The following is a 25,884-nucleotide window of genomic DNA, read 5'->3' as shown; positions in this document are numbered from 1 at the left end:
GGCGCGCGCGTCAGGCGGTCGTGAGCAGCTGCAGCGGGCGGCCCGCGGCCTGCGCGTTCACCCGCCCGATGTGCGTGTCACGCCACGCGATCAGCCGCGCCAGCCCCGCGCGCAGCGGCACCGTCGTGCGGAAGCCCAGGTCGCGCGCCGCCTTCTCGGGGCACCCCACGCGGTTGGTCACGAACACCCGGTCCGCCGGCCGGTACTCGATCGGCAGGTCCGACCCGCGGAGCTCGAGGATCAGCTCCGTCAGCTCGCGCAGCGACGTCTGCACGCCACTGCCCACGTTGTAGCACTCGTCGCGCGCGTCGCTCTCCAGCGCCAGCACGTTCGCGCGGCCGCAGTCGCTCACGTAGATGAAGTCGTAGGCCGCCGAGCCGTCGCCCATCAGCACCGGCGAGAGCCCCTGGTCCAGCCGGTCGAGGATCTTCATGATCACCGCGATGTACGTGCCCTTGTAGTCCTGCCGGGCCCCGTAGACGTTCATGTAGCGCAGGCCGGCGTACGAGAGCCCGTAGCGGTCGGCATAGGCACGCGCCATCGCCTCGCCCGCGATCTTCGTCGCGCCGTAGAACGTGCGGTTGTTGAACGGGTGCGACTCCGTCATCGGCAGCTCCACCGCATCGCCGTACACCGACGCCGACGACGAGTACACCAGCCGCTCGATGCCATGCTGCTGGCACGCCTCCAGCACGTTGAACGTGCCGCGGACGTTCACGTCGAACGCCACCCGCGGGTACTCGTGGCACTGCAGCAGCCAGAGTGCGGCGAGGTGCACCACGCACTGGCTCTCGCGCACCGCCGCACCCAGCACGTCGGAGTGCAGCACGTCGCCCCCCGCCTCGAAGATCCTGACCCGCGGGTCCCGCAGCGCGTCGGTCAGGTTGTCCACCGTGCCACGGCAGAAGTTGTCGTAGATGATCACCTGCTTCACGTCGCGCGTGAGCAGTTCATCCACCACGTGGGAGCCGATGAAGCCGGCGCCTCCGATGACACAGATCGTCTTGCCGCGAATGTCGGCCATTGGGTGTCCAGCGCGTGGTCGGGAAGTGTCAGGTGCAGGGCACACGGCCCCAGCCCCCCCGGAAAGCACACCCCATGCCGAAACACAAGTCCTTGCCATACAAGCGTTTACGATTCAGGGCCGCCGCGTCGATCGGCAGGGCCTGCCGGGACGGGCCTGCGGTCCGGCAGACGGTGCCTAGCGGCCCATCGACCGCAGCACGTGGCGCCGGATCGTCTCCAGCGCCTGCACCGCGAGCGCCTCGCCCATCGCCACCGGCAGCACGGCCTGCCGCTCCGCGCGCCGGCGGCGGGCCAGTGCCAGCGCCTCGGTCACCACCGACACCGTCCGCGTGATGTCGAAGCGATTCACGACGTGGGCCCGAGCCGCCACCCGCGCCGCCCCCCGCGCCGTCCGGTCGAGCCACGGCCGCACCCCCTCGACGTACGGCGCCGCGCCGCTGCCGCCGGCATCCACCAGGCTGCCCGTCCCGGGCACCACCAGCTCGCGCTGTCCGCCCACATCCGACACCACCGGCACGCAGCCCATCGCCATCGCCTCGTACAGGCTGCGCGAGATCCCCTCGATCTCCGAGGGCGCGAGGAACACGTCGGCGGCAGCGTACACGTGGCGCAGCGTGTGCTCGTCCAGCTCACCCAGGAAGTGACAGCGCGGCAGGAGGCCCAGCGCCGCAGCCCGCTCGTGCACACGGCGCAGCTCCGGACCTTCACCGGCGAACACCAGCACCACGTCGCGCCCGTCGTCGCGCAGCGCCGCCGCCACCTCAACCGCCAGGTGCGGGCGCTTCTCCGGCGCGATCCGTCCCGCGAACAGCAGCACCAGCGTCTCCGGCCCCGCCCCGAACGACTCCCGCACCACCGCCAGCCGGTCCCCGTCATGCCGCCAGAGCGCGGTGTCGATGCCGATGTGCGCCGTGCGCACGCCGTCGCGCGGGCACCCTCCCGCCACCAGCTGCGACGCCAGCGTGTCGCTCGTCGCGAGTTGCGCATCCAGCTGGCCCTCGAACAGCGTCGCGAGCGTCGCGTAGCTGCCGTACATGGCCTGCTCGAACCAGTCGGTGTGCACGAAGTCCACGAACGCCACCTCGGGATGGCGCGCCCGCAGCCACGGCAGCGCATGGAAGCCCAGCAGGCTGTGGCTCAGCAGCACCACCTCGATGCCGCGCGTCGTGATCAGCCAGTCGATGTATGCGGGGACCGCGGCTGCCGGCACTGCGGCGTGTGGATGGTGGATGTCCGGCGCCACCGCCCGCACCTGCTCCAGGCGCCAGTCGCTGCGCCACCACTCGGTGGTGCAGGTCGTCACCACGTGGCCAGCTTCGGCCAGGCGCGGCAGCAGCTCGGTGTTGAACACCGTGTAGCCGCCCATCGGGAAGCCCTGGAGCAGGGCCAGCAGGCGCACCCCACCGCCGCGCGATGGCGCACGCACCACCGTCACCGCCGGCGCCTCGGTGCGCATCAGCCGCTGCAGGGGATGCGCCGGCAACCCGCCGGCCGCGTGGTCGAACAGCGCTGCCTCGGTCAGGCCCAGCTGCGGCAGTGCCTCGCGCGCCTGCGACACCAGCGTCGCGCACACCGCAGCATCCACCGCACCGCGCAGGACGGGCTCGGTGAGCCAGCCGGCACCACGGCCGCATGTGCCCCGCGCACCGATCAGGAACGCCAGCGCCGTCGACGGATGCAGCGCCGGCAGCGTCGCCAGCAGCTGCTGCACGAGCTCGCGCCGCCCCACCACGAACTGCAGCGCGGCCGACAGCAGGTCGGGCGCTGGCGCTCCCGCCGGCGTCCCCGCCGCTGCCCCCGTCACGCACGGCACACCCGGATGCGTCGACAGGAACCACGCCGCGCGTTCGCAGGCCGTGGCATCGAGCGTCGCCCCCGCCACCACCAGCCCGACATGCTCCGACGTCAGCCCGGCCAGGGCACGCTGGTCCGTGTGCACCGACACCCGCACGGTCTGCGATCCGAGCGAGGCGAGCGTGCGCGCCACGGCCTCAGGCGCCGCACCGGCGGACAACAGCAAGACCGGCAGCGCCACGTCACGCACCACGCAGCCAGAGAAGCGAGCGCAGTGCCAGCGCCGCCGGCTCGCGGCGCGCGAGCAGCCCCGTGGGCCAGTAGGCGTCCGCGTGGTCACGCATCAGCGACGACGGCGAGAACGGCCCGTCGCGGAACCGCGCGAACGCGCGCAACCCGTCGGTCCCCAACCCTTCCCCATGACGCAGGTCGCCGATCTGCTGCGCCTCCTCGGCCGTGGGCTGCAGGATCGTGCGGTCGAGGTGGCGCAGCGCAGCGTCGGCCGTCATCGGCAGGGCACCGAACATGCGGCGCTCCTGCACCAGCCCGCGCGCGAACGTCAGCACCCCCTCCCGCACCTGCGCGATGTGCGCGCGCTGGCCCTCGGGATGGTCCACGGCGCCGTGCACCGGCACCACGCGCGCGCCGTCTGCCGCGAACCCGCGCAGGCTGCCGCTCTCCGTCGTACAGATGAACTCCACCAGCTGCCGCAGGTGCAGGATCGCGCGCGCCTGCCGCTCCGGTGCGCCGGCGTCGAACAGGAACCCGGTCGCGCGGCTCCCACCCAGGTCAGCCTCGATCGCACGCAGGGTCCCGAGGTAGTAGCCATGCACGTCGAGGGGATGATGCTGGAGTGAGGCCGCGCCCACCAGCGCCTTCTGGATCGTGCCGCTCCATCCGATGTCCACCAGCGCGATGCGCCCCGGCGCCAGCACCCCCTCCTGCCGCAGGTACTTCCAGAGCAGTGCCCGCTCGGCCTGCGCGCGCTTCACCAGCGCCGTCGCCACCTCCGTCCGCGAGAACAGCGCCATCACGCGCGTGAAGCCCGAATGGTCGGAGCGGTCGATCACCGTGTCCGGCGAGAGCCCCACCGCACGGAACGCGGCCGCGAAGTCCTGCGCTCGCAGTCCGATCCGTGCCAGGAAGTCGCCGGCCGGCCGCGGGTTCTCGTATGCCAGCAGCTGGCTCGTGATCGTGCTGCGCCCGGTCTCCACCGCCGGCAGCACGAAGGCCCGGCGCGACGATTCCAGCAGCGCCGTGGACGGACCCGCACCGTCTCCGGCCAGGATCCGGTACACCGCCTCGATAATCTCGCCGTCGCGCAGCAGGAAGTACGCGCGATCGATGCCGTCGGCCGCGAACCGGTCGCGCAGCCAGAGGGCGAACGCGCTCAGCATCGGACCGGCCACCGAGTACCCGAAGCGCCACCAGAACGGGAACGGCGGCTCGATCGACCGCGCACAGACCTGCGACAGGCCGAGTGCCACGGAGTCGCCGGCAGACGACGCCGGCGCGTCGGAGTGGCGACTGGCCGCCCACGGATGCACCACCACGCGGAAGCCGAGCCGGAACGGCGTGCTCCCGTCGGCATCCGGGTGGTCGCCGATGTGCAGCACATCCGACGGCGCGACACCCGCGTCTGCTGCGACGGCCGGCAGCAGGCGGCCGTCGCCCTTGCTCATCCGCCGGTCCGCCGAGCTCACCACCTGCACGCCATCCAGCGTGTAGCCGCACGACACCAGCAGCTCCCGCAGGAACTCCGCCTCGTGGTACGTGTCACTCACGCACCACACCGCGCGGCCGGCTTCTCGGGCGGCGTCGAAGGTGCGCTTCAGCTGCGGGTGCGCCACGCACAGCGCCCGCTCGATCAGTCGCTCCGCGCGCACCATCGCCGGCACCTCCGACGCGTTCCGCTGCAGGAGCACCGCCAGCTCGGCGTGGATCTCCGTCAGCGTCACCTCGGCCGAGCGGCGCGCCACCAGCCCTTTCTGCCGCGCCACCATCTCCGCCTCGATGCGCTGCTGCTGCAGCCGGACCGCGTCCAGGCCCCACGACGCGAACGGCTCCGGGGTCGCCAGGTGCAGGAACACGTCCCGCGGCGACGCCGCCTTGCGCACCACCAGCGTGTCGAAGATGTCGAAGCTCGTGACCGTCGTGATGGTCGAGAGCGCCGCGATCTCGGAGAGCGCGACCGCACCTGCCGTTGGCAGCCGGCCGGTGCGATCGTACTCGTCGCTCTCCGAGCTCGCGAGGCAGTCGAACAGGTCCGCGGCCGCCGCCTGCACGGACGTGGCGGGGGTCACCGGCACCGGCCGCACCGCGGATGCGATCATCCGCCGAAACGCTCCAGCAGCGCCGGGCTCAGGGAGAAGACCATCGCGTTGCTCGCCATCGCCTCGGCCGGCACCAGCTCCACCCCACCAGCGCCCTCCGCCAAGGCAAAGTGCTGGAAGCCGAACACGCCGAGCACCGCCGCTGCCACCTGCAGGTGCTCGGCATCCCGCCCGGCATCGCCGGATGCACCGCAGCGCCAGGCCACCGCCCCGATCTCACCCCGCTCCAGCGCGCGACGCGCACCACGCAGCAGCGGCGCCACGTCCCCTGCGCCGCCGGCGTGCAGGATCGTCGTGCCCCCGCTCACCAGCGCCGACGTCGGCACCGCGTCCAGCACGGTCGGCGGGCGCACCGTCACCAGGCTGCCCAGGTCACTCTCCCGGGCGCCGAGCTCGATCGCGTGCCGCTCGTCCTCGTGCTCGCTCAGCACCAGCACCGAGGCCGCCGCCCGCGAGCTGGCGGCACTCAGCGCCGCGAACCCCAGGCCAGGCGCCGCATCCACGAAGCGGTCGCCACTCTGCAGCGCTTCATCCAGGAACAGCCGCAGCTCGGCATCCACGCCGTCACCGGCATGTTCCTCGGCCAGCGCCGCCAGTGCCGTGTCGATGTCGGGCGCGCGCACGGTGAATCGCGGCACCCCGCTCTCGTCCACCGTCACCGAGGGCACCGACGTGTCGCGCACCGCTCGTGCGGCCAGCGCCACGGCCAGTGCGGCATCGGCAGCCTGCGTCGCACGCCACCCCTCCGCACGGGTCACGTCGCCCATCGCAGCGGCGATCGCGATCGCCGTCCCCACATACCCTCGGTCGTGGAGCGCGGAGGCGGCGGCGACCGCCAGGCCGGCACCGGCCGGCACAGCTACGGGAGCTGAGGGCTCCTGCGTCCACGGATACACCAGCTGCGGCAGCGACATGCATGTCCTCGGGGAGATGGAAGTGGTCTCCGAGTCCCAAAGCACGTGCCGTGCCGAAGCGTAAACACTTGTGTGTCAATGACTTGGCCCTTCCAGGCCGGAGCCCGGTCCGCCCCCAGACCGGACACTCCTGCCGGGCCGTCCGGCAGAAGTGTCCCCGCCGACCGTACCCGGCCGCCGTCAGCCCGTGGCTGCGGCGGCCTTCGCCAGCCGCCGCATCGCGCGCAGGCTCGGCAGCGACCAGGTCACCGCGCTGGCCAGCACCCCGATCCGCTGGTCGATCTGCAGGTGTGCGCCTGACAGGAGCGCCGCCGCCAGCGCCGTCGGTCGCACCAGCTCCGTCGCAGGCCGCCCCGAGCCCTCGTCCGCCGGATCCCGCTGGGCCAGGAACGTCACCTCGGCCACCTCTGCCGTGCCGGCATAACTGATCCGCACCAGGCCGTCCGGAGCCGCGTAGCCCTTCAGCGCCGTGAGCGTCACGAGGATGGCGTGCAGCATCGCCGATTCCGGCACCAGCACCGGCGGCGCATCGGCCGACCCCTCGAGATAGACCGGCACCTCGCCCAGCGTGGCATGTGACCGATGGAGCTGCACCGCGCTCGCGATCACGTCGCGCAGGAGCAGCGGCATCGCCTCGCGCTCCAGCGCGAACGGCAGCGACCGGAGCTGCCGGAGCTGCTCCGTGAGCCGCTCTGCCTCGCGTGTCAGCCCCCCCGCCACCTGCTCCCCCACCGGCCGCCGCGCATCCAGCGCCTCGATCGTCGCGCTCAGGGCGAGGGCCCGGTTGTTCAGCGCGTGACCGAGGCCGCGCACGATCGCGTCGATCGTCTCGAACCAGAGCACGACATCACGCCAGGCCGGCTCACGCGGGGCCACGATGCTCACGGGAACCGGCGCACCGGCGCAGTCCAGCAGCCGGCCCATCCGGCCGATACTCCAACCCGGATGGCGACCCACGATGGTCGTCCGCTGACCCTTTGCCCGGACTTATCTGCCGTGTTCCTGATCATCGGTCTCGTGGTCGTCATCGGATCCGTCATCGGCGGCTACGTGATGCACCATGGTAAGGTTGGCGTCCTGTGGCAACCTACCGAGTTCATCATCATCCTTGGTGCCGGTATCGGCTCCATGATCATGGCGAATCCGCCCGCGGTCCTGAAGCATATCGCCTCCGGCGTGATCGGGCTCCTCAAGCCGAACCCGTTCAACAAGAAGGCGTACGGCGAGCTGCTCCAGGTGCTCTTCCAGATCTTCAACAAGGCCCGCAAGGATGGCCTCGTCGGCCTCGAGTCGCACATCGAGGATCCGTCGAAGAGTGACATCTTCAGCAAGTACCCCGGCTTCATGCACCACCATCATGCGGTGTCGCTGCTCGCCGACACACTGAAGGTGCTGCTCACCGGCACCATCGAGGACCACAACCTGGCCGAGATCCTCGACATGGACCTCGACCAGCACCATCACGAGGCGAGCCTCGTCCCGGGCGCCATTGCCGGTGTCGGTGACGCCATGCCGGCCTTCGGCATCGTGGCCGCCGTGCTCGGCGTCATCATCACCATGGGCGCCATCGGCGGTCCCCCCGCCGAGATCGGCGCCAAGGTCGCCGCCGCACTCGTCGGCACCTTCGTCGGCATCCTGCTCTGCTACGGCCTCTTCGGCCCCGTCGCCAAGTCCATCGAGATGCGCAACGCCAGCGAGCACGCCTACCTGATGTGCATCAAGACCGCGCTCCTCAGCTTCGCGCGCGGCGACGCGCCGATGACCGCCGTCGAGTTCGCGCGCCGCAACATCGAGCCCGGTGACCGTCCCACCTTCGCAGAGCTCGAGGAGCTCGCGAAGGCGGCCAAGGCGGCCTGATGTCCAAGGAAGGCAAGAAGATCGTCATCGTCAAGAAGAAGGGAAACGGTCACGGCGGCCACCACGGCGGCGCCTGGAAGCTGGCCTACGCCGACTTCGTCACGGCGATGATGGCGTTCTTCATGGTGCTCTGGCTGGTGGGCCTCGACTCCGAGACCAAGAAGGCCGTCGAGGGCTACTTCCAGAGCCCCATCGGCAACAAGAACGCGTACAACGGCGGCGCCTCCCCGGTCGCCTCCGGCGCGTCGCCGGCACAGGTGTCCAAGAACTCGCTCAAGATCATCGTGCGGAAGGTGGAGGAAGAGCAGTTCCGCGACTTCAAGTCGCGCATCGCCGCACGCATCGACAGCAACCCCGCCCTGCGCAGCCTCAAGAACTCGATCGAGATCATCATCACCAAGGACGGCCTGCGCATCGAGCTGGTGGAGAAAGGCAGCGGCGACGACTTCTTCCCCCCCGGGTCCGCCGAGCTGCGCCCGAGGGCCGTCGAGGCGATCACGCTCATCTCCGAGGAGCTCGCGCTGCTGTCCAACCCGATCATCCTCGAGGGCCACACCGACGGGGCGCCGTTCGGGGCCGGTGGCACCTACACCAACTGGGAGCTCAGCGCTGACCGGGCCAACGCCGCGCGGCGCGTCGTGGGCCGCAACGGCGTCACCAACGACCGCCTCGTCCAGGTGCGCGGCCTCGCCGATCGCGACCTCCGCAACCCGAACGATCCCTACGACGCGACCAACCGTCGCATCTCGATCTTCCTGCCGTTCCGCGCCCTCGACGACGAGCACGCCCCCGACTCCACCAGCAGCGTCCCGCCGGCACCACCGAAGGCCTGACGGGAGGCCGGGCGGGACGACGACGCGCGGCTCGCCCGACCACGCGGGGCAGGACCGCGGACGGGCCGCACCACCACGCGCGCAGCGGGACGACGCAGACCTCGTCGTGACGCACGCAGCGGGGCGACGCAGGCGGTACGCCGAATCCCCCGCCACGAACGCACCCCGGGCACCACGAGAATGCGCGCCATGTGATCCCATCACATGGCGCGCACCGGTCCTGCGGGCACCGCGTGACGCCTCACCCCGTCGTCTTCACCTGCTCGATCGCCCACCCCAGCGCCGCCGGGTAGTGCGCTGCGATCTGCACCAGCGCACGATCGTCGTTTCCGGTCACCTGCTCCACACGGTCCCAGTCACCCACCTCGTACGCCTCCAGCCCCGCCAGCAGCGCACCGTGCGGGCCCGTGCGCTCCAGCAGCGCCTGCGACACCGACTCCGAGAGCTGCAGCGTCGCGATCACGTCGCGCATCGGTGCCTGCAGCAGCACGTGCAGCATCGAGAACATCCCCACCAGGAACCGCTGGTCACGGTCCGAGGAATCACTCATCAGCTCCAGCAGCCGCGCCCGCGTGAGGCTCAGCTTGAACAGCTCCCGCTGGCGCGCGCCACCCGAGGAGAAGCTCGCCATCACCAGCAGCGTCAGCCAGCGCTCCAGCTGCGTGCGACCGAGCAGCCGCAGCGCGTGCGGGATCGACTCGATGCCGGTGAAGCCCATCGCCGCACTGTTCACGATCCGGAGCAGCTTGAACGTCAGCGCCGGATCCCGCTTGATCGCCTGCTCCACCTGGTTGGTCGGCGTCCGCTCGTTGCGCACCAGGTTCAGGAGCTGCAGCGCGCTCGATTCCGCTGCCGACAGGTCCCGCCGCACCACCGTCTCCGGCTGGCAGTAGAAGTACCCCTGGAACAGCGTGAACCCGATCTGCGCGCACGCCGCCCGCACGGCATCCGTCTCCACCCGCTCGGCCAGCAGCGTCACCCCGAACGTCCTCAGCTTCGCCACCACGACCTTCAGCTCGTCCACGCTCTTCCCGTGCACGTCCACCTTCACGGTCGTCGCCAGCTCGAGCAGCGGCACCCACTTCTCGTCCCACTCGAAGTCGTCCAGCGCAATCCGGTACCCGCGCTTCCGTGCGTCCGCGCACGCCTCGATCACGTCGGCATCCGGCACCACGCTCTCGAGGATCTCGAGCACCACGGCCTTCGGGTCCAGCAGCTCCCACGCGCGCTCGACGATCAGGTCGCGCGAGAGGTTGATCCACACCCGCTCCCCCTCCGTCAGCCGCTCCAGGCCGATGCCGAGCACCGCCTGGACCACCGTGGTCGACGCCATGATCGTCGGCGTCGTGCCGCGCGCCGATGTCGCGTCCTCGGCGTGGCGATACAGCAACTCGAAGCCGACCAGCTTCTGTCGGTCGTCGAAGATCGGCTGGCGGGCAACAATGGCGTCAGACATGGCGGAATCGGCAGGCGGGACGACGGGACCGGCGCCGCAGGTGGGCGGGCCGGTGGATACGGGTGTTTTCGAGTATCGGACGCACCTGCCCCGGGCTTGCCTGTGCCCGCCGGCCGGGTGACCGTTCGCCGGATGCTCCCTCCCGACGCCTCCGGCGCCCCTCCGCTGCCCTCCGCCATCCTGGTCCGGAACTTCAGCAAGCGCTACGGCAAGCTCTCCGCCGTCCGGGGCCTCGACCTCGACGTCCCCCCCGGGGAGATTCTCGGCCTCGTGGGGCCCAACGGCGCCGGGAAGACCACCACCCTCCGGGCCCTCGCCGGCATCCTCCGCCCCACCGAGGGCACCCTCAGCATCGCCGGCCACGACCTCGCCATCGAGCCGGTCGAGGCCAAGCGCCGGCTGGCCTTCATCCCCGACGAGCCCCACCTCTTCGACTACCTGACCGTCGAGGAACACCTCCGTTTCATCGCCCGCCTCTACGGCGTGGCCGACGCCGAGCCGCGCATCCCGCAGCTCCTCACCGAGATGGAGCTCACCGAGAAGCGCGACGTCCTGCCCAGCGAGCTCTCGCGCGGCATGAAGCAGAAGCTCTCCGTCGCCATCGCCCTCCTCCACGACCCTGCCGTCCTGATCCTCGACGAGCCACTCACCGGACTCGATCCCGCCGGCATCCGCCGGATGAAGGACACCATCCGGCGCCGTGCCGAACGCGGCACCGCCGTGATCCTCAGCTCCCACCTGCTCAACCTGGTCGAGGAGCTGTGCACCCGCGTGCTCCTGCTCCGGAAGGGAGAGGTCGCCGCGCTCGGCACGATCCAGGAACTCCGCGCGCTCCGCCCCGAGCTCACAAACGGCTCCCTCGAGGACCTCTTCATCGCACTCACCGACGACCAGCCCCCCGCCGGGCACGCGGCGTGACTGGTGCGTCGGGCACGCCCTGGAATGCGCTCTGGTACCTCTACTCGCGGAGCTGGCGCAACCGCATCCGGCAGCAGCTTCGCCGCCTGAAGCAGCCCCGCTACGTCATCGGCGCGCTCGCGATGGCCGCCTACCTCGCGTCGCTCTTCTTCTCGCCGTCCGCCTCGCAGGCCGTGGTCGACGAGCCGAACCTCATCGACTTCCGGCACCTGATCTCCATCTGCGGCCTCGCATTCGCCGTCGCTGCCTGGTGGATCGCCGCACCGAGCGACAGCGCCCTCGCCTTCAGCACCGCCGAGGTCTACTTCCTCTTTCCGGCGCCGGTGGCGCGCCGCACGCTGGTGCAGGCGCGCCTCTTCAGCATCCAGGCCGTCCTGCTCCTGCAGGTGCTCCTCTGGACCCTGCTCCTGCGCCGCAGCAGCGGTGACCTCCCCGGCGTCTTGCGCGCCATCGGACTCTGGGTGCTCTTCACCACCATCTCGCTGCACCGGCTGGGGGCCACCCTCGCCCGGACGCACCCGCCGGACGTACCGCGCCGGCGACCTGTCGCGCACGCCATCGCACTGGTCTGCATCGTCGCCTTCGCCATCGCCCTGGCCTTGGCTGCGCCACGGGCCCTCGAAGCCTGGAAACTCGGCAGCGCGGTCGGGGACACCTTCGATGCCCCGGCCCTGTCGCAACGGCTCTGGGGCGCCCGGCTCGCCATCCAGGCCCTCCTCGACGACCCGGTCCTCCGCGTGATCGTCTGGCCGGTGCGCGCCGCCACCGCACCCGCATTCGCACACACGGCCACCGGCTGGCTCCTCGCCATGCCGGCGGCACTCGGGCTCCTCGCGCTCCACTTCGCCTGGATCCTGCGCGACCCGGGGCCGTTCGAGGAGCTCGCCGTGGGGTCGAGCGCACGATTCGCCGATCGCGTGGCCCGCGCTCGTCGCGGCAGCACGCTCACCAAGGTGAACCACGCGGCCTGGGGGTGGCGGCTCGCACTCACCGGAGCGCCAGCCACCGCACTCGTGTGGAAGAACGTCACCGCCGCCCTCCGCACCTTCCGGCCGCAGTCGTTCCTCCTCGGCCTCACCCTCGTCATCGTCATCGCCAGCGTGATCCTCGGCGGCGAGGGCGCCATGCAGCTCGGTGACGGTCGCACCATCTCCACCGCCTCCACGCTCATCCTCGGCATCTTCTGCGCGGCGCTCCTCACCGCGCCGGCCTGGTTCCGCCTGGACCTGCGCCACGACCTCGCGCACCTGCCGTTCCTCAAGACCGCGCCACTCGCCACACACCGCATCATCGCGGCCGAGATCCTCACGGCTGCCCTCCTCACCACGCTCGCGATGGTCGCGCTGTTCGGCGTGCCGATCTTCTTCGTGCTCCGCGTCATTGGTGGTCCGCTCGGCCCGCTGGGCATCGTCGCCGCCATGGCCGCCGGCAGCGTGGTTCTCGGCGGCGTGAACCTGCTCCACGTCACGCTGTACAACGCCGTGGCCCTCTGGCTGCCGGCCTGGGTGCCGCTCAACCAGGGCGGCGCGGCCCATGGCGGCGCGGCGGTCGTCGGGCAGGTCTACATCACCCTCATCGCCATCCTCGCCTCGCTCGGCATCCTGCTCGCCCTGCCGGTGACGGCGGCGTGGGGCATCTGGCGCGCGTCGGCCGTCACGAACCTGCCGCTCCCTGCCGTCGCCGCGGCGATGCTCGCCGGCTGGCTGGCCGTCGTGATCGCGGAATGGCTCGGCTTGGCTCGGCTCCTCGGCGTGGCGCTCGACCGGCTCGAACCATCCGACCTTCCTTCCACCCAGACCTGAGACGCACTCACCAGGGCGGTTATCTTCCAAGATGTTCGACGACCACGGAGACGAGGGCCCGGACGGGGCCGGTGGGTTCGGCGGTGACGATTCGGGCGACGATGAGCGCCCGGCCGTCTTCGTGCGCACCAACACACCAATTCCCCTGTCCGTGCAGCGGATGGAGGACGAGCGCGCCCCCGAGGGCGTCTGCCTCGGCGCGTTCATCGGCGCGCGCCTCGTCGCACGATGTGCCATGCCGGACGAGGCCATCGAGCACCTGCTCCGCCTCGACCTCTTCGCCGACCCGGTCCGCCTCGGCCTCTTCGCCTACGAGGAGGAGCCCGGCCTCCAGTGCCGCCTCTTCGCCCTCGTCCCGCCTGACAAGCTGAAGGATTCCGACTCCGCCGACGAGCCCTGGAAGGCCAGCGTCCCGAGCTACGAGCAGTCCTGGGCAAGCGACGACACGGACCACGACCCCGACTTCTTCGGCGATGACGACGGCAGCGAGGCCAGCCGCCTCGAGACGGTCCTCCTCGGCCATATCGTCCGCTTCGAGAGCGACCGGAAGTTCACCGACGACCTCGCGGCCGAAGCCGTCGACATCCTGCAGAAGATCATCGTCGGTGGCCCACTCGACGAAGCCGACACGAAGGCCATCGACGACCTCCTCGATTCGCTCTAGCGGCGAGCGTCACTCCGCAGGGATGCCGTACCGCTCGCGGAAGATGTTCATGTGGTGCAACTCGTGCCCCGCGATGATGTAGGCCAGCGCCCGCACGCCGATCGGGTGGTTCGACGCCGTGCCGATCCGGTCCCACGCCTCGTCGGCCATGTTCTCGAAGAGCAGGATCGTCGCCGCGTGCACCGCCATCAGCTCGCCCAGCGTCTGCTCCAGCGGCAGGTCGTCGTAGCGCGCATGGGCCACGAACTGGTTCTCGTCGAACCCCGGCAGCGGCGTCGTGTCTCCACGCGCGATGCGCAGCGCGCGGTAGGCGAACACCCGTTCGGTATCCACCATGTGGCCCACCGCCTCCCGCACCGACCACTTGCCCGGCGCATAGCGATGCCGTTCCAGCGCCGCCGGCACCTCGCGCAGCACCCGGTAGTTCGCGTCGAAGATCACCGGCAGCAACCGCCGCAGGTCACCGTCCGGCACCAGCGTCACGTACTTGTGATAGAACTCGCCGTAGGTGCCCGCCGCCGGACGTGCGAACGTGTGCTCGTCAGCCGGCAGCGTCACCGCACACCCGCCGGCGACGCCGGCGGCAGCCCGATCAGCTCGATCTCGAACACCAGCGTGGCCATCCGCGGAATCGCCGGCGCGCTGCCGATGTCGCCGTACCCGAGCTTCGGCGGGATCACCAGCTGCCGCTTCCCGCCCACCCGCATCCCCTTCACCCCCTCGTCCCAGCCCGAGATGACCTGGCCGATGCCCACCGTGAACCGGATTGTCTCGCTCCGATCCCGGCTGCTGTCGAACTTGGTGCCGTCCGCAAGCCAGCCGGTGTAGTGCACCTCGGCGGTGGACATGGAATCGGCCACCGGGCCCGTGCCGACCACGATGTCGTGCACGTACAGCCCGCTCGGCCGCAGTTCGGTGGAGTCGAGCTTCACGCGCAGCTCCGGGGCATACGTGAGCTCCTGCGGCTGGCCGGAGACGGCAGGAGTGGCTGGCGGCGCTTCGGCGCACGCAACGAGCAGCAGGGCGGCGGCGGCCAGCCGGCCGCGGTGACGGAAGGGTTTCATCATGCCGTCAACGCTAGCGAACACACCCGCGCCGCGAAACACCGCACCACTGCGCCTTGCCGGCTGCTGTATCAGGGACCACGTTAGCAGAATGCCCTACGGATTCACCGATATCGAGACGCCCGTCCCGCTGGTCGATCTCGATCGCCTGGCGGTGAACCTGGATCGCATGGCCGCCTATGCTGCCATGCACCAGCTCGCGCTCCGTCCACACGTCAAGACGCACAAGTCGGCGCGCATCGCCGCCGAGCAGATGCGGCTCGGGGCGGTCGGCCTCACCGTCGCCACGCCGCGCGAGCTCCAGGTCATGAGCGAGGTCACCGACGACGTCTTCCTCGCGCACCCGCCGCTCGGCGCCAAGATTCGTCGCGTCCTGACCTTTTCGGACGACGTCCAACTCCGCGTCTCGCTCGACTCGCACTTCGCGATCGAGGCCCTCGGCGCCGCCTGCCGGCACTCCGATCGCACCATCGACGTGCTCGTCGAGGTGGACTTCGGCATGAAGCGCATGGGTGTGGCCGATCCCAGCGACGTCGTCCGGCTGGCCGGGGCCGTCCGCCGCCAGCCCGGCCTCCGCTATCGTGGCGTCTGCTTCTATCCCGGCCACATCCGGCAGCCCGTCAACCAGCAGGACGGCCTGATCGAGATCCTCTGCGGCGACCTCCGTGGCGTGCTCGAATCGCTCGACCATGCCGGCCTCGCGGCCGAGGTCGTGAGCGGCGGCTCCACGCCGGCCGCGTTCCGCATGCATCTCATCCCCGGCCTCACCGAGATCCGCCCCGGCACCTACGTCTTCAACGACCGCGACACCTTCACCATGGGTGCCTGCGCCTGGGACGACTGCGCACTCACCGTCCTCGCCACCGTCATCAGCGATGCCGTTCCCGGCCAGGTGGTCATCGATGCGGGCGTGAAGGCCCTCGGCCGCGAACCGATCCGTGCCAAGGATGGCGGCGGCTACGGTGCGGTGCTGGACCATCCCGAGGTCAGCGTCGCCCGCCTCAGTGAGGAACACGGCATCCTCGACCTCAGCGACTCGCACTGGCGCCCGCAGGTCGGCGAGCAGGTGCGCATCGTCCCCAATCACGCCTGCATCGTCACCCAGCAGTTCGACGCCATGCTTGGGGTCCGCGGCGACATCGTCGAGACCTGGTGGCACGTCGGCGCGCGGGGCCGGCACAGTCCGGAGCTCGCCCCCGCGCCGCTCTCGATCTGACGATCGCTCAGCCGGCCGACTGCCAGCGCGCCGCGCTCCCGTCCGGATCCACGAACACCGCCGTTCCGTAGCACAGCACCTCCGTCACCCCGGGCATGATCTCGGTGGCGTCGTAGCGCACGCCGATCACGGCGTTGGCGCCAAGGTGGCCGGCATGGCTCACCATCATGTCGAACGCCGCGCCACGTGTCTCCTCGCAGAGCTTGGTGAAGGCGCCCACGTTGCCACCAACCAGGCTCTGCAGCTTGCCGAGCCCGGTGCCGAACACCGAGCGCGACCGGACCACGATCCCCCGCACGATTCCCATTGTCTTCGTGACCCGGTAGCCCTCGATCGTGAAGGCCGTCGTCGTCATCTCGTGCACCATGCGTGTCCCGCCCCCGCTGGAGTGTGTGGGCGCCGCACCTGCGGCGCAGCCCGGTGCCGCTGCGGCACCGGTCCAAGATGCCCCGATGTCCGCCGTCGTGCGCCGGGCTGGCGTGGCCGCGATCAAGCACGCTCCGCACCAGGCCGACACTTCGGAGCCGTGAGCGACCTGATCCTTCCCCTCGCGGCGGCGCCAGCACCCGCCACCAGACCGACGCAGGCCGGCGGCGGTCTCGACGCATACGCGATCTTCGACGCGATTGCCGACATCGTCTGCATCACCGGGCTGGATGGAACGCTTCGCTTCCTCAATCGCGCCGGCCGTGACCTGCTCGGCTTCGCCATCGATGACGTGGCGCTGGCCGGCACGATCTTCCCGGTGCACACGCCGGCCGCACGCGCGCTGCTGCTGGACGAGGTGATCGGGGCCGCGATCGCCACCGGCGAGGTCACCGTGGACACCGCCCTCCAGGCGGCAGACGGACGCCAGTTCCCGGCCACGCAGACCGTGCTCGCCCCGCGCGACACCGAACTCGGCGGCGATCCCGTCCTCACCATCATCATTCGTAACGTCGGCATCGAGCGCCACGTTACGCCGCAGGTGGCCGAGAGCCAGCGGCTCTTCGAGCTGATCGCACGTCGCACGCCGGATCTCATGTACCTGTACGATCCCGCAGACGAGCGCCTGGTCTGGGTGAATCGCTGCGTCCACGCCTTCCTCGGCGGCGTCGAGCGCGACGCCCGCACCCTCAGCCGCCGCGAGCTGCTGCGACTCGTGCACCCCGCCGATCGCCGCACGCTCCGCGAGAGCGGTGCCCGCATGACCGGTGCCTACGGCGAGGGCGATGTGGTCGGCACCGCCTTCCGCGCGCGAACCCCCGGCGGCATCTGGCGCTGGATGCACACGCGCCTGAGCGTCTTCAGCCGGCGCGAATCGGGCGAGCCCCTGCTGATGGTCGGTGTCACCACCGACATCACGGCGCAGAAGCGGGCCGAGGAGCGTCTCGAGGCGGCCCGCGATGCGGCGAGCGCGTCGGCGCAGCTCGCGCACGACTTCGTCGCGCGACTCGGCAGCGAAGTGCGCGCTGTCCTCCACGCGGTCGCGGGCAACACCGCCGAGGTCCTCGCCGATCGCGACCGACGGCTCACGACACGCGAGCTCTCGCTGCTGTCGCAGGTGATGGACGACAGCGCGCGGCTGCTCGGCGTCGCGTCCGACGTGGGTGACTACGCCGCCATCGAAGCCGGTGGCCTGGTCCTCGTGCACGAACCAACCGACCTCGCGCAGCTCCTCCGCACCGCGGTCGCCGCCTTTGCCGATCACCCGGCCGCATCGTGGGCCACCATCACGACCGTCCTGCCCGCGGGAACGGCGCGGCTGCTCACCGACCCGTCACGCCTGCGCCAGGCACTCAGCCAGCTGCTGGGCGAGGTGCTCCTCACCACGCGACGCCGACTGACCGTCGCTCTCGTCACGGCCGACGATGGCGCGCTGCCTGCGGCCATCGAGATCCTCGCGGATGTGGACGGCCCCGTCGAATTCCTCGCCGACGCGCCAGCCCCGTTCCCGGCGCAGGGGTCCTGCGCCGAGCAGGCGCGCGCGCGAGGCGGCGATGGCCTCGGCCTCGCGCTGACGCACGTGCTCTGTGAAACGCTTGGGTGTCACCTGCAGGCAGCGGTGCCGACAGCGGGTGGCGGATGCGCGTTCCGCATCGTGCTTCCGGCGCCATCCAAGGCAGCCCGCCTCGCGGCCGAGTTTCCGGCTCAGCCCGGTCTGAACGTGTCCGGGAATGCCGGACGGGAGAACTCCGTCTTATAGTTGGTGTAGCCGTAGGCAGCGCCCGCCAGCGTGGGCAGTTGCCGAGATTCCTACATCAGCCCCAGGACAATGCAGCTCCGTACCATCGCAACGGCGGCCGCCGCCGCCGCGCTCGTCGCGTCGCCGTTCGCCGTCCGCACGGCCACGCCGGTGAGTGCCGCCGGCACCACCGCGTTCGCCCCGGTGACCTTCACCATCGACGCCGCGCACAGCAACGTCGTCTTCAAGGTCCGCCACCTCGGCCTCAGCACCGTCACCGGCCGCTTCGGTTCCTTCGAGGGCTCGTTCCAGCTCGATCCGGCCACCGGCGCCGCCAGCTCGGCCTCGCTCTCGATCAACGTCGCCAGCGTCAGCACCGACAACGAGCGTCGCGACGGCCACCTGAAGTCCCCCGACTTCTTTGCCGCCGACAGCTTCCCGAAGATCACCTTCACCTCCACCAGCATCCAGAAGGTGGGTGCGAAGTACAAGGTGAACGGCAACCTCACGATGCGTGGCGTGACCCGGCCGGTCACCCTCGATGCCGAGGTCGCGGGCACCCGCAGCACGCCGCAGGGCTGGCTCGCCGGCGTGAGCATGACCGGCACCGTCAAGCGCAAGGATTTCGGCTTGATGTGGGATCGTGTCACCGAGGGCGTCGCGGTCGTGAGCGACGACGTGCAGATCGCGATCGACGTCGAGGCCAAGTCGGCCGCCCCGGCGCCGGCACGCTGATCACCACGCAGTGATGGACCAGCGGGGCGGCATCACAGCACGTGATGCCGCCCCGCTGCCGTTCCGGCCAGCCGCGCCGGCACCCGCACTCAGCTCGTCGACAGCGACTGCCGCTCGATTGCTGACCGCGCCGTGGACATCAGCAGCGTCGCCATCCCACCCAGCAGCGCATACCGCGGATCACGCGTCGTCCCCGCCACGTACCGCGCGTAGAGCTGCACGACAATCACGCCGACCTTCGCCAGCCCGAAGGCCCACCAGTACACCGGGTCCTCGATCGGCACGCCGCGCGCCACCGCGTACCGTGCCACCACCTCGGCGCGCGTCAGGCACCCCGGCGCATTCGTCACGCCGAGCGCCAGCGCCTGCAGCATCGCCGGGTCGTCGGGCTGCACCCAGTACCCCAGTGACGTCGCGAGGTCGAAGCGCGGGTCGCCCACCGTCGCCATCTCCCAGTCCAGCACGCCGGTGATGCGCGACGGCTGCACCGGATCCACCAGCAGGTTGTCGAACTTCCAGTCGTTGTGCAGCAGCGCCGGCGCGATCGGCTCCGGCAGGTAGGCGCGCAGCCACTCGAACACGAACTCTGCATCGTCGGCGCGGAGGTCCGGCGGGCACGCCGCGCTCCAGCGCGCATGCCAGTTCGCCACCTGGCGTGCACCGTACGTGGCCGCGCGCTCGGCGTCGTACAGCGGCGTCTCCGTCACTGGCAGCTCGTGCAGGGCCGCCATCGCGTCCACGCACGCCTCGCTCATCCGGCGCATCTCCGCCTCGTCCCGCAGCGCCGGCGCATCCGACAGGCGGCGCACCGCCACCCCCTCCACCTTCGACATCAGGAAGAACTTCGCGCCCAGCACCGATTCGTCCTCGCACAGCGCGATCGGCTCCGGCACCGGCACGCCCGTGCCATGCACCGTGCGCAGCACCCGGAACTCGCGGCACATGTCGTGTGCACCACGATCCGCCGTCACGCCCACCGGTGGACGCCGCAGCACCACGTGCCGCGCCGCCGCACCACTGCCGACCTTCAGGTCGTACGTGAGGTTCGAGTACCCCCCGGGCAGCCGCTGCGCCATCACCACCGTCCGCTCGTGCACGTCGGCGAACCCGCTTCCACGCAGCCACTCGCGCAACTTGTCGGTGTCGACTTCTTCGTTCGGGACGATCACGTTGGCACGTACCGTTTCAGGATGGCACGGCCCAGGGACTGCTTGTGCACCTCGTCCGGGCCGTCGTAGATGCGGGCGCCCCGCTCGTGTGCCCACCAGAAGGCGAGCGGCGTGGCATTCGTGAGCCCCTTCGCGCCATGCACCTGGATCGCGCGGTCCAGCACCCGCTGCAGCACGCCGGCCGTGAAGAACTTGATCGCCGCGATCTGCTCCCTCGCCCCCGCGGGGCCGCGCGTCTCGAGCGCCTGCGCAGCCTCCAGCACCAGCAGCCGCGCGGCATCGATCTCGGCACGCGACTCGGCCACCCAGTGCTGCACCGTGTCCTTCCGCGCCAGTGACTCGCCGGGTGACAGCTCGCGACACACCGCCTGCGTGCACATCAGGTCGAACGCGCGCTCGCAGATCCCGATCCACCGCATGCAGTGGTGCACCCGGCCCGGCCCCAGCCGCGCCTGCGCCAGCTCGAAGCCCTGCCCCTCGCGCCCGATGCGGTTCGACACCGGCACCCGCACCCCGTCGAAGCGCACCTCCGCGTGTGACATGTGGTCACCGCCGCGCTCACCCATCACCATCGTGTTCTCGACGAGGCGGAAGCCCGGCGTCTCGCACGGCACCAGGATCATCGACGCGCGCGCGCGCGGCGGGCCGTCGGCGTCGGTCACCGCCATCACCACCGTGAACGCCGCACCGTCGGCACCGGTGCTGAACCACTTGTGGCCGTCGATCACGTACTCGTCGCCATCCCGCACCGCGCGCGTGGACATCCACACCGGGTTCGATCCCGCGTGCTCCGGCTCCGTCATCGAGAAGCAGCTCCGGATCTCACCGCGCAGCAGCGGCACCAGCCAGCGCGCCCGCAGCGCGGCATCGGCGTGGCCGTGCAGCAGCTCCATGTTGCCGATGTCCGGCGCCTGGCAGTTGCACAGCCAGTGCCCGATCGGCGACCGGCCCAGCACCTCGCTCACCCGCGCGAACTCGACCAGCGACAGCCCCAGCCCGCCATCCGCCACCGGCAGGTGCGGCGCCCACGCGCCCATCCGCTGCACCTCGCGCCGCAGCTCACGCAGCGCGGGCAGCGCCGCCACCCAACCGTCGCGCAGCACCAGCGCCTCCACTGCCAGCGCCGGCCCGTCCAGCAGCGCGCGCAACCCTGACACCACCGCCGTCACGGCCGCGCCGCTCATGCCAGGTAGCCCCCGTCCACGGTGAACGTCGCCCCGGTCGTGAACCGCGCCGCATCACTGGCCAGGTACAGCGCCATCGCGGCAATGTCGGCGCCCTCGCCGATCCGCTTGATCGGCTGCGAGCGCAGCATGTGCTCCAGCACCGACGCGTCCTTCCACAGCGCCGAGCTGAAGTCGGTGCGGATCAGGCCCGGGCAGATCGCGTTGACCGTGATGTGGTCGGCACCCCACTCCATCGCCAGCACCTGCGTGAGGCTCAGCAGCGCAGCCTTGCTCACGCTGTAGATCCCCAGGCCAGGCTCCGGTGACCGTCCCCCGATGCTCGACATGTTGATGATCGAGCCCCCCCCGCGCGCCGGCAGGTGCGCGCGCGCCGCCTTCGCCAGCTCGAAAGGTGCGTGCACGTTCACGTTCATGATCTTCGTGAACACCGCCGGCGTCGCCAGCTCCACCGGGCCGTACACCGGGTTCGCCGCCGCGTTGTTCACCAGGATGTCCAGCGCGCCGAACTGCGCCACGGCCGCCTCGATGAGTGCCGGTGCCTGTTCCGGCCACCCCGCATTCATCGGGAGCCCAACCGCTGCGTGCCCCTCGGCCGTGATCGACGCCACGGCCGCCGCCAGCACCTCCGGCGTCCGCGCATTCAGGATCACGTTCGCGCCGGCACGGGCGAACGCCTGCGCGATCGCCAGCCCGATGCCCCGCGACGCGCCCGTGACCAGCGCAGTCTTGCCGGCGAGCGAGAAGGGCGATGCGGACGGCGATGCCATGCGGGAATCCCGGCTGGTGATGAGGCGAGCGTGGTGTCCCACCGTGCGTGACATGGGAAAGCCGCAGGAGGCCGGCGACTGCTGACGCCCGGTTCTGCGACACCACACCAGATGAGGCTCGCACAATGTATGCAGTCCAGACCGCCAGCGATCACCAGCCCCGCATCGCCAGCGGCCGGTCAGCCGCCGGTGTCTGTCACGGCCACCGTGGCACGCGACCCGGCGTCCACGGCGCGCCCGCCGCCTCGGCGGACGTCTCCAGCGCGCGCAGGTCGCGCTCCACCAGCTGCTCCAGCGCCGCGCGCACCGGCGCGAACGCCTCGCCCGCCCATCGCAGGTTCTGCCGCTGCGTTGCCGTCGGCGCGCCACTGCCGCTCCAGTGGTACTGGATCACCTGGCCCACCCGCGCCGCGATGCTCGCCGGCACCGGTTCGTTCCGGCGCGAGATCGCCTGGTCACCGCTCAGCGGGATCCGGAGCTCCGCCAGGCGCTGCTCCAGCGTGCGCACCGTCGTCGCCAGCGCGCGCGTGTCCGACGGCGCCGCATCGATCGCGCGACGCAACTGCTGCAGGCGCTGCTGCGTCTCCGCCACCAGCGCCACCGCCCCCAGCACCGCCCGCTGCAGCCGGGCCGTCTCCTGCCGGAACTCCCGCGTCGCCGCATCGCGCGACGTGGTGCCCGCCAGCGCCGCCGGCGGCTCCGCCTCGAACGTCTCGCTGCCGATCTCGCGCAGCACGCCATCCTGGCGCAGCGCCAGGCTCACCGTGTACGTGCCCGGTGCCGCCACCGGCCCCTCGGGATCCTCGGCATCACTGTCCGGCGCACGGGGCGGTGCCAGCTGCGGCGCGGCGTGGCGCAGGTCCCAGGCCACCCGCGCGAAGCCGGCCTTCACCGGCCCGGTCAGGCGACGCACCACCGCGCCCGACGCATCGCGCACCGTGAGCAGCGCCGCCGGCGCCTCCTCGCGATCCTCCGTTCGCAGCACGTCGAAGCCGGGGAACGGCACGTCCTTCCCCGCCTTCACCAGCGCCTTCTCCCGTTCCTGGCGCACCGCACGCCGGCTCCGCAGCTCCTTCGGCAGCCAGTAGGTGAACACCGCGCCGTGCGGCGGATTGGCCGCCACGTAGTGCTGCGCCCCGAAGAAGCCCGGTCCCTTGCCACCCATGTACGGTTCCGCGGGCAGGAACATCGGTGTCTTCCGCACCGGCAGCAGCCGCGCGCCACCCTCCGCCATCGCCGACAGCGCGGCCGTCTCACGCGCCGCCACGCGCAACGGCGTCAGGTCGTCCAGCACGTAGAACCCGCGCCCGAACGTGGCCGCCACCAGGTCGCCCTCGCGTTCCTGCACCACGAGGTGCCGCACCTGGATCGTCGGCAGCCCACCCTTCAGCACCCGCCAGCGCGCACCACCGTCCAGCGAGACGTGTGCCCCCGTCTCGGTGCCCGCATACAGCAGCCCCTGCACCACCGGGTCCTCGGCCACCGTGTACACCGCGCCGCGCGCCGGCAGGGTCGCGGCGATGCTCCGCCATGTCCGCCCGCGGTCCGGCGATGCCAGCAGGTACGGCGTGAAGTCGCCGGAGCGGTGGTTGTTGAACACCGCGTACACCAGGTTCGCATCGTGCCGGCTGGCCACCACCTGGATCACGTACGTCGTGTCGGGCACGCCGGGGAACGACGTCACGCGACGCCAGTTCGCACCGCCATCCTCGCTCACCTGCACCACGCCGTCGTCGGTGCCCACGTAGAGCAGCCCCTCCATCACCGGTGACTCGCTGATGGTGATGATCGAGCCGAAGAAGCTGGTGGAGCTGTTCCGGGCCACCGCGTCCACGCTCTGCTGGCGCCCCAGCAGCCGGAGCTGCGAGCGGTCGATGTTCCGCGTGAGGTCGCCCGACTTCATCACCCACGACTCCCCCCGGTCGTCCGATCGCCACAACCGCTGCGAGCCGTAGTAGATCCGCTTCGGGTTGTGCGGCGAAAGCAGCAGCGGCGAATCCCAGTACCATCGGTTCGGTGCCTCACCCGGGCTCACCTGTGGCTGGATGCCGGTGTTCTCCCCCGTGCGCCGGTCGTGCCGCACCAGCCCGCCGTTCTGCCACTCGCCGTACACCGTGTTCGGGTCCGTCGGGTCCACCTGCACCGAGAACCCGTCACCGAACACCACCATCTGCCACTCGCTGTTGGCCACGCCATGCAGCGTGTTGTTGCGCGACGGCCCGCCGAAGGTGGCGTTGTCCTGCGTGCCTCCGTACACGCGGTAGAACGGCTCGCTGTTGTCCACCGCCACCTTGTAGAACTGCGCCAGCGGCAGGTTCGGGAAGAACTTCCACGTGGCCGCCCGGTCGAACGACTCGTAGAGTCCCCCGTCGCTGCCGACCAGGTAGTGGTTCGCATCGGCGGGATCCACCCAGATCACGTGGTTGTCCACGTGCTTGTACTGCTCGCCCAGGCGCCGGAACGTCCGCCCCGCGTCGTCGCTCACCAGATTGTAGGTGTCCACGAGGTAGACGCGGTCCACCGTGTGCGGGTCGGCCGTGATCTCGCCGTAGTACAGGCCACTCGTGCTGGCGCCGCCCATGCGGCTCCAGCTCGCACCGATGTCGGTGGAGCGGTACACCCCACCTCGCTCGCCGCCCCCCTCGATCACGGCGTACACCACGTCGGGATCCTTCGGGCTGATCGCCAGCCCGATGCGCCCCATCTCCTCCGTCGGCAGCCCCCCCGTCACCTTCGTCCAGGTCGTACCACCGTCCGTGGAGCGATGGATCGCACTTTCGGGCCCTCCGCTCACCTGGCCCCACACCCGGCGCTGTCGCACCTGCGTGGTGGCGAGCAGGATCTTCGGGTTGCGCGGATCCAGTTGCGCGTCGTTCACGCCCACCCATTCGCCGCCGCCGAGGATGCGTGTCCAGGTGCGGCCGCCGTCGCCGGTCCGGTACAGGCCACGCTCGCCGCCGCCGCGCCACGCCGGCCCCTGTGCCGCCACGTACACCACGTCGGGATCCGTCGGGTCGATCACGATGCGGCCGATGTGCTCCGAGGCCTTCAGCCCCACGTTGCTCCACGTCGTGCCACCATCCACCGACTTGAACACGCCGTCGCCGTAGCCCACCGCCCGCTGGTAGTTGTTCTCGCCGGTGCCCACCCAGAGCACGTTCGGGTTCACCGGATCGATCGTGATCGCACCGATCGAGTAGGTGGACTGGGCATCGAACACCGGCGTGAACGTGGTGCCGGCGTTGGTCGTCTTCCACACGCCGCCGCTGGCCGCCGCCACGAACCAGGTGCGCGGCGTCTTCGGATGGATCGCCACGTCGGCGATGCGCCCGGACATCGTCGCCGGCCCGATGCTCCGCCAGGTGAGGCCGGCCAGCGACGGTCCCGCCGCCGCGCCCGTGTCCACCACCGGTCGGAGCGCCGCAGCGGTCGCCGGCCGGCCTCCCGACTGGCGGCGCGTCTGCGGCAGGCTGTCGGACGCGATGGTGGCACGCGGCGGCGCGGTCGGCACCTGGAACGGCAGTGCGGCCAGCGGTGTGGTCAGGACGGCCAGCGCGAGGGCGGCACCGGCGGAGTGGCGTGCGGCGGTGATGGACATGGTCGGGTGGGCAGGGTGTCGATCGTGCGGGCGACGCGACGACGCTACGCCCGTTCCCACCACTCGGCTACCCTGCCGGTGACCGCGATCATGTCGCCGGCCCGACAAGGCACGAAGCACCCGGCAGCCAGGCTGCCGGGTGCTTCCATGACGACACAGAGGCGCGAGCGGGAATCGAACCCGCGATTAGCGGTTTTGCAGACCGCTGCCTTACCACTTGGCTATCGCGCCGGCGCTGCCACCGGCTGACCGGCGGACAGGAAAGGTCGTTCCGCTCCCTCCGTGCGACAAGGGCACGCCGGCAGCCATGTGACGATATCCTTCGCGTGCGCGAAACACCCCCTCGTGCGCACGCTGCCCCTCCTGCACCCCGGCCCCCCGCGTTCG

General features: G+C 70.9%; 21 protein-coding genes and 1 tRNA gene. 8 read left to right on the top strand and 14 right to left on the bottom strand.

Annotation, left to right across the window (positions count from 1 at the left end; genetic code table 11):
* Positions 1–10: 10 nt before the first annotated feature.
* The 5 genes from IT355_05225 to IT355_05205 form a co-directional block, all read right to left on the bottom strand.
* Positions 11–1,024 (bottom strand): NAD-dependent epimerase/dehydratase family protein, encoded by a 1,014-nt coding sequence (locus tag IT355_05225; protein ID MCC7052646.1) that lies wholly within the window; start codon positions 1,022–1,024, stop codon positions 11–13.
* A gap of 177 nt (positions 1,025–1,201) precedes the next feature.
* A complete protein-coding gene (locus tag IT355_05220) occupies positions 1,202–3,061 on the bottom strand; it encodes a glycosyltransferase family 4 protein (protein ID MCC7052645.1) in 1,860 nt (619 codons plus the stop codon).
* Between the two features lies 1 nt (position 3,062).
* Positions 3,063–5,153 carry a hypothetical protein gene (locus IT355_05215; protein ID MCC7052644.1) on the bottom strand — a complete coding sequence of 697 codons (2,091 nt, stop codon included), beginning with the start codon at positions 5,151–5,153 and terminating at the stop codon, positions 3,063–3,065.
* The gene (locus IT355_05210) at positions 5,150–6,067 is read right to left on the bottom strand and encodes a hypothetical protein (GenBank protein ID MCC7052643.1); all 918 of its coding nucleotides are present in this window, start codon (positions 6,065–6,067) and stop codon (positions 5,150–5,152) included. The genes IT355_05215 and IT355_05210 overlap by 4 nt, the downstream gene beginning before the upstream one ends.
* Positions 6,068–6,247: 180 nt before the next feature.
* Positions 6,248–6,952 (bottom strand): hypothetical protein, encoded by a 705-nt coding sequence (locus IT355_05205; GenBank protein MCC7052642.1) that lies wholly within the window; start codon positions 6,950–6,952, stop codon positions 6,248–6,250.
* Positions 6,953–7,063: 111 nt separating this feature from the next.
* Here IT355_05205 and motA point away from each other — a divergent pair, with 111 nt between their 5' ends.
* Positions 7,064–7,924: a flagellar motor stator protein MotA gene (gene motA / locus IT355_05200; protein MCC7052641.1), complete on the top strand. Its 861-nt coding sequence runs from the start codon at positions 7,064–7,066 to the stop codon at positions 7,922–7,924.
* Positions 7,924–8,757 carry an OmpA family protein gene (locus IT355_05195; protein ID MCC7052640.1) on the top strand — a complete coding sequence of 278 codons (834 nt, stop codon included), beginning with the start codon at positions 7,924–7,926 and terminating at the stop codon, positions 8,755–8,757. Before motA ends, IT355_05195 begins: the two co-directional genes overlap by 1 nt.
* Before the next feature lie 241 nt (positions 8,758–8,998).
* Here the strand turns inward: IT355_05195 and IT355_05190 are convergent, their stop codons facing one another.
* Entirely contained in the window at positions 8,999–10,213 is a 1,215-nt protein-coding gene (locus tag IT355_05190; protein ID MCC7052639.1) for an HDOD domain-containing protein, read from the bottom strand.
* A gap of 132 nt (positions 10,214–10,345) precedes the next feature.
* Between IT355_05190 and IT355_05185 the strand changes: the two genes are divergently transcribed.
* The 3 genes from IT355_05185 to IT355_05175 are packed head-to-tail and all read left to right on the top strand — an operon-like array spanning position 10,346 to position 13,597.
* Complete coding sequence (locus IT355_05185) at positions 10,346–11,131, top strand: ABC transporter ATP-binding protein (GenBank protein ID MCC7052638.1); 786 nt, start codon at positions 10,346–10,348, stop codon at positions 11,129–11,131.
* Entirely contained in the window at positions 11,128–12,933 is a 1,806-nt protein-coding gene (locus tag IT355_05180; protein MCC7052637.1) for a hypothetical protein, read from the top strand. Before IT355_05185 ends, IT355_05180 begins: the two co-directional genes overlap by 4 nt.
* Positions 12,934–12,964: 31 nt before the next feature.
* Positions 12,965–13,597, top strand: a complete 633-nt coding sequence (locus tag IT355_05175) for a hypothetical protein (protein MCC7052636.1) — start codon at positions 12,965–12,967, stop codon at positions 13,595–13,597.
* Between the two features lie 9 nt (positions 13,598–13,606).
* Here IT355_05175 and IT355_05170 read toward each other — a convergent pair whose 3' ends face one another.
* Both IT355_05170 and IT355_05165 read right to left on the bottom strand, forming a co-directional pair.
* Entirely contained in the window at positions 13,607–14,155 is a 549-nt protein-coding gene (locus IT355_05170; protein ID MCC7052635.1) for a DinB family protein, read from the bottom strand.
* Complete coding sequence (locus IT355_05165) at positions 14,152–14,445, bottom strand: FKBP-type peptidyl-prolyl cis-trans isomerase (protein MCC7052634.1); 294 nt, start codon at positions 14,443–14,445, stop codon at positions 14,152–14,154. The genes IT355_05170 and IT355_05165 overlap by 4 nt, the downstream gene beginning before the upstream one ends.
* Before the next feature lie 307 nt (positions 14,446–14,752).
* Between IT355_05165 and IT355_05160 the strand changes: the two genes are divergently transcribed.
* Positions 14,753–15,877, top strand: a complete 1,125-nt coding sequence (locus IT355_05160) for an alanine racemase (protein ID MCC7052633.1) — start codon at positions 14,753–14,755, stop codon at positions 15,875–15,877.
* Positions 15,878–15,884: 7 nt separating this feature from the next.
* Here the strand turns inward: IT355_05160 and IT355_05155 are convergent, their stop codons facing one another.
* Positions 15,885–16,232, bottom strand: coding sequence for a YbjQ family protein (locus IT355_05155; protein ID MCC7052632.1), 348 nt, complete (start codon positions 16,230–16,232; stop codon positions 15,885–15,887).
* Between the two features lie 171 nt (positions 16,233–16,403).
* On the opposite strand from IT355_05155, the gene IT355_05150 reads away from it, so the two are divergent.
* Both IT355_05150 and IT355_05145 read left to right on the top strand, forming a co-directional pair.
* On the top strand, positions 16,404–18,062 hold the full coding sequence (locus IT355_05150; protein ID MCC7052631.1) for a PAS domain S-box protein: 1,659 nt from the start codon (positions 16,404–16,406) through the stop codon (positions 18,060–18,062).
* Positions 18,063–18,131: 69 nt separating this feature from the next.
* On the top strand, positions 18,132–18,776 hold the full coding sequence (locus tag IT355_05145) for a YceI family protein (protein ID MCC7052630.1): 645 nt from the start codon (positions 18,132–18,134) through the stop codon (positions 18,774–18,776).
* A gap of 89 nt (positions 18,777–18,865) precedes the next feature.
* On the opposite strand, the gene IT355_05140 is transcribed toward IT355_05145, so the two are convergent.
* From IT355_05140 to IT355_05120, 5 genes are all read right to left on the bottom strand, one after another.
* The gene (locus tag IT355_05140; protein ID MCC7052629.1) at positions 18,866–19,945 is read right to left on the bottom strand and encodes a phosphotransferase family protein; all 1,080 of its coding nucleotides are present in this window, start codon (positions 19,943–19,945) and stop codon (positions 18,866–18,868) included.
* Positions 19,942–21,129 carry an acyl-CoA dehydrogenase family protein gene (locus tag IT355_05135; protein MCC7052628.1) on the bottom strand — a complete coding sequence of 396 codons (1,188 nt, stop codon included), beginning with the start codon at positions 21,127–21,129 and terminating at the stop codon, positions 19,942–19,944. Before IT355_05135 ends, IT355_05140 begins: the two co-directional genes overlap by 4 nt.
* Complete coding sequence (locus tag IT355_05130; GenBank protein MCC7052627.1) at positions 21,126–21,899, bottom strand: SDR family oxidoreductase; 774 nt, start codon at positions 21,897–21,899, stop codon at positions 21,126–21,128. Before IT355_05130 ends, IT355_05135 begins: the two co-directional genes overlap by 4 nt.
* Positions 21,900–22,095: 196 nt before the next feature.
* Positions 22,096–25,497 (bottom strand): hypothetical protein, encoded by a 3,402-nt coding sequence (locus IT355_05125; protein MCC7052626.1) that lies wholly within the window; start codon positions 25,495–25,497, stop codon positions 22,096–22,098.
* 159 nt (positions 25,498–25,656) lie between these two features.
* A tRNA-Cys gene (locus IT355_05120) sits at positions 25,657–25,728 on the bottom strand.
* Positions 25,729–25,884: the final 156 nt, after the last annotated feature.

The organism is Gemmatimonadaceae bacterium, from assembly GCA_020851035.1.
Taxonomy (GTDB): Bacteria; Gemmatimonadota; Gemmatimonadetes; order Gemmatimonadales; family Gemmatimonadaceae; genus JACMLX01.
This window is presented reverse-complemented; position numbering and strand designations above follow the sequence as displayed.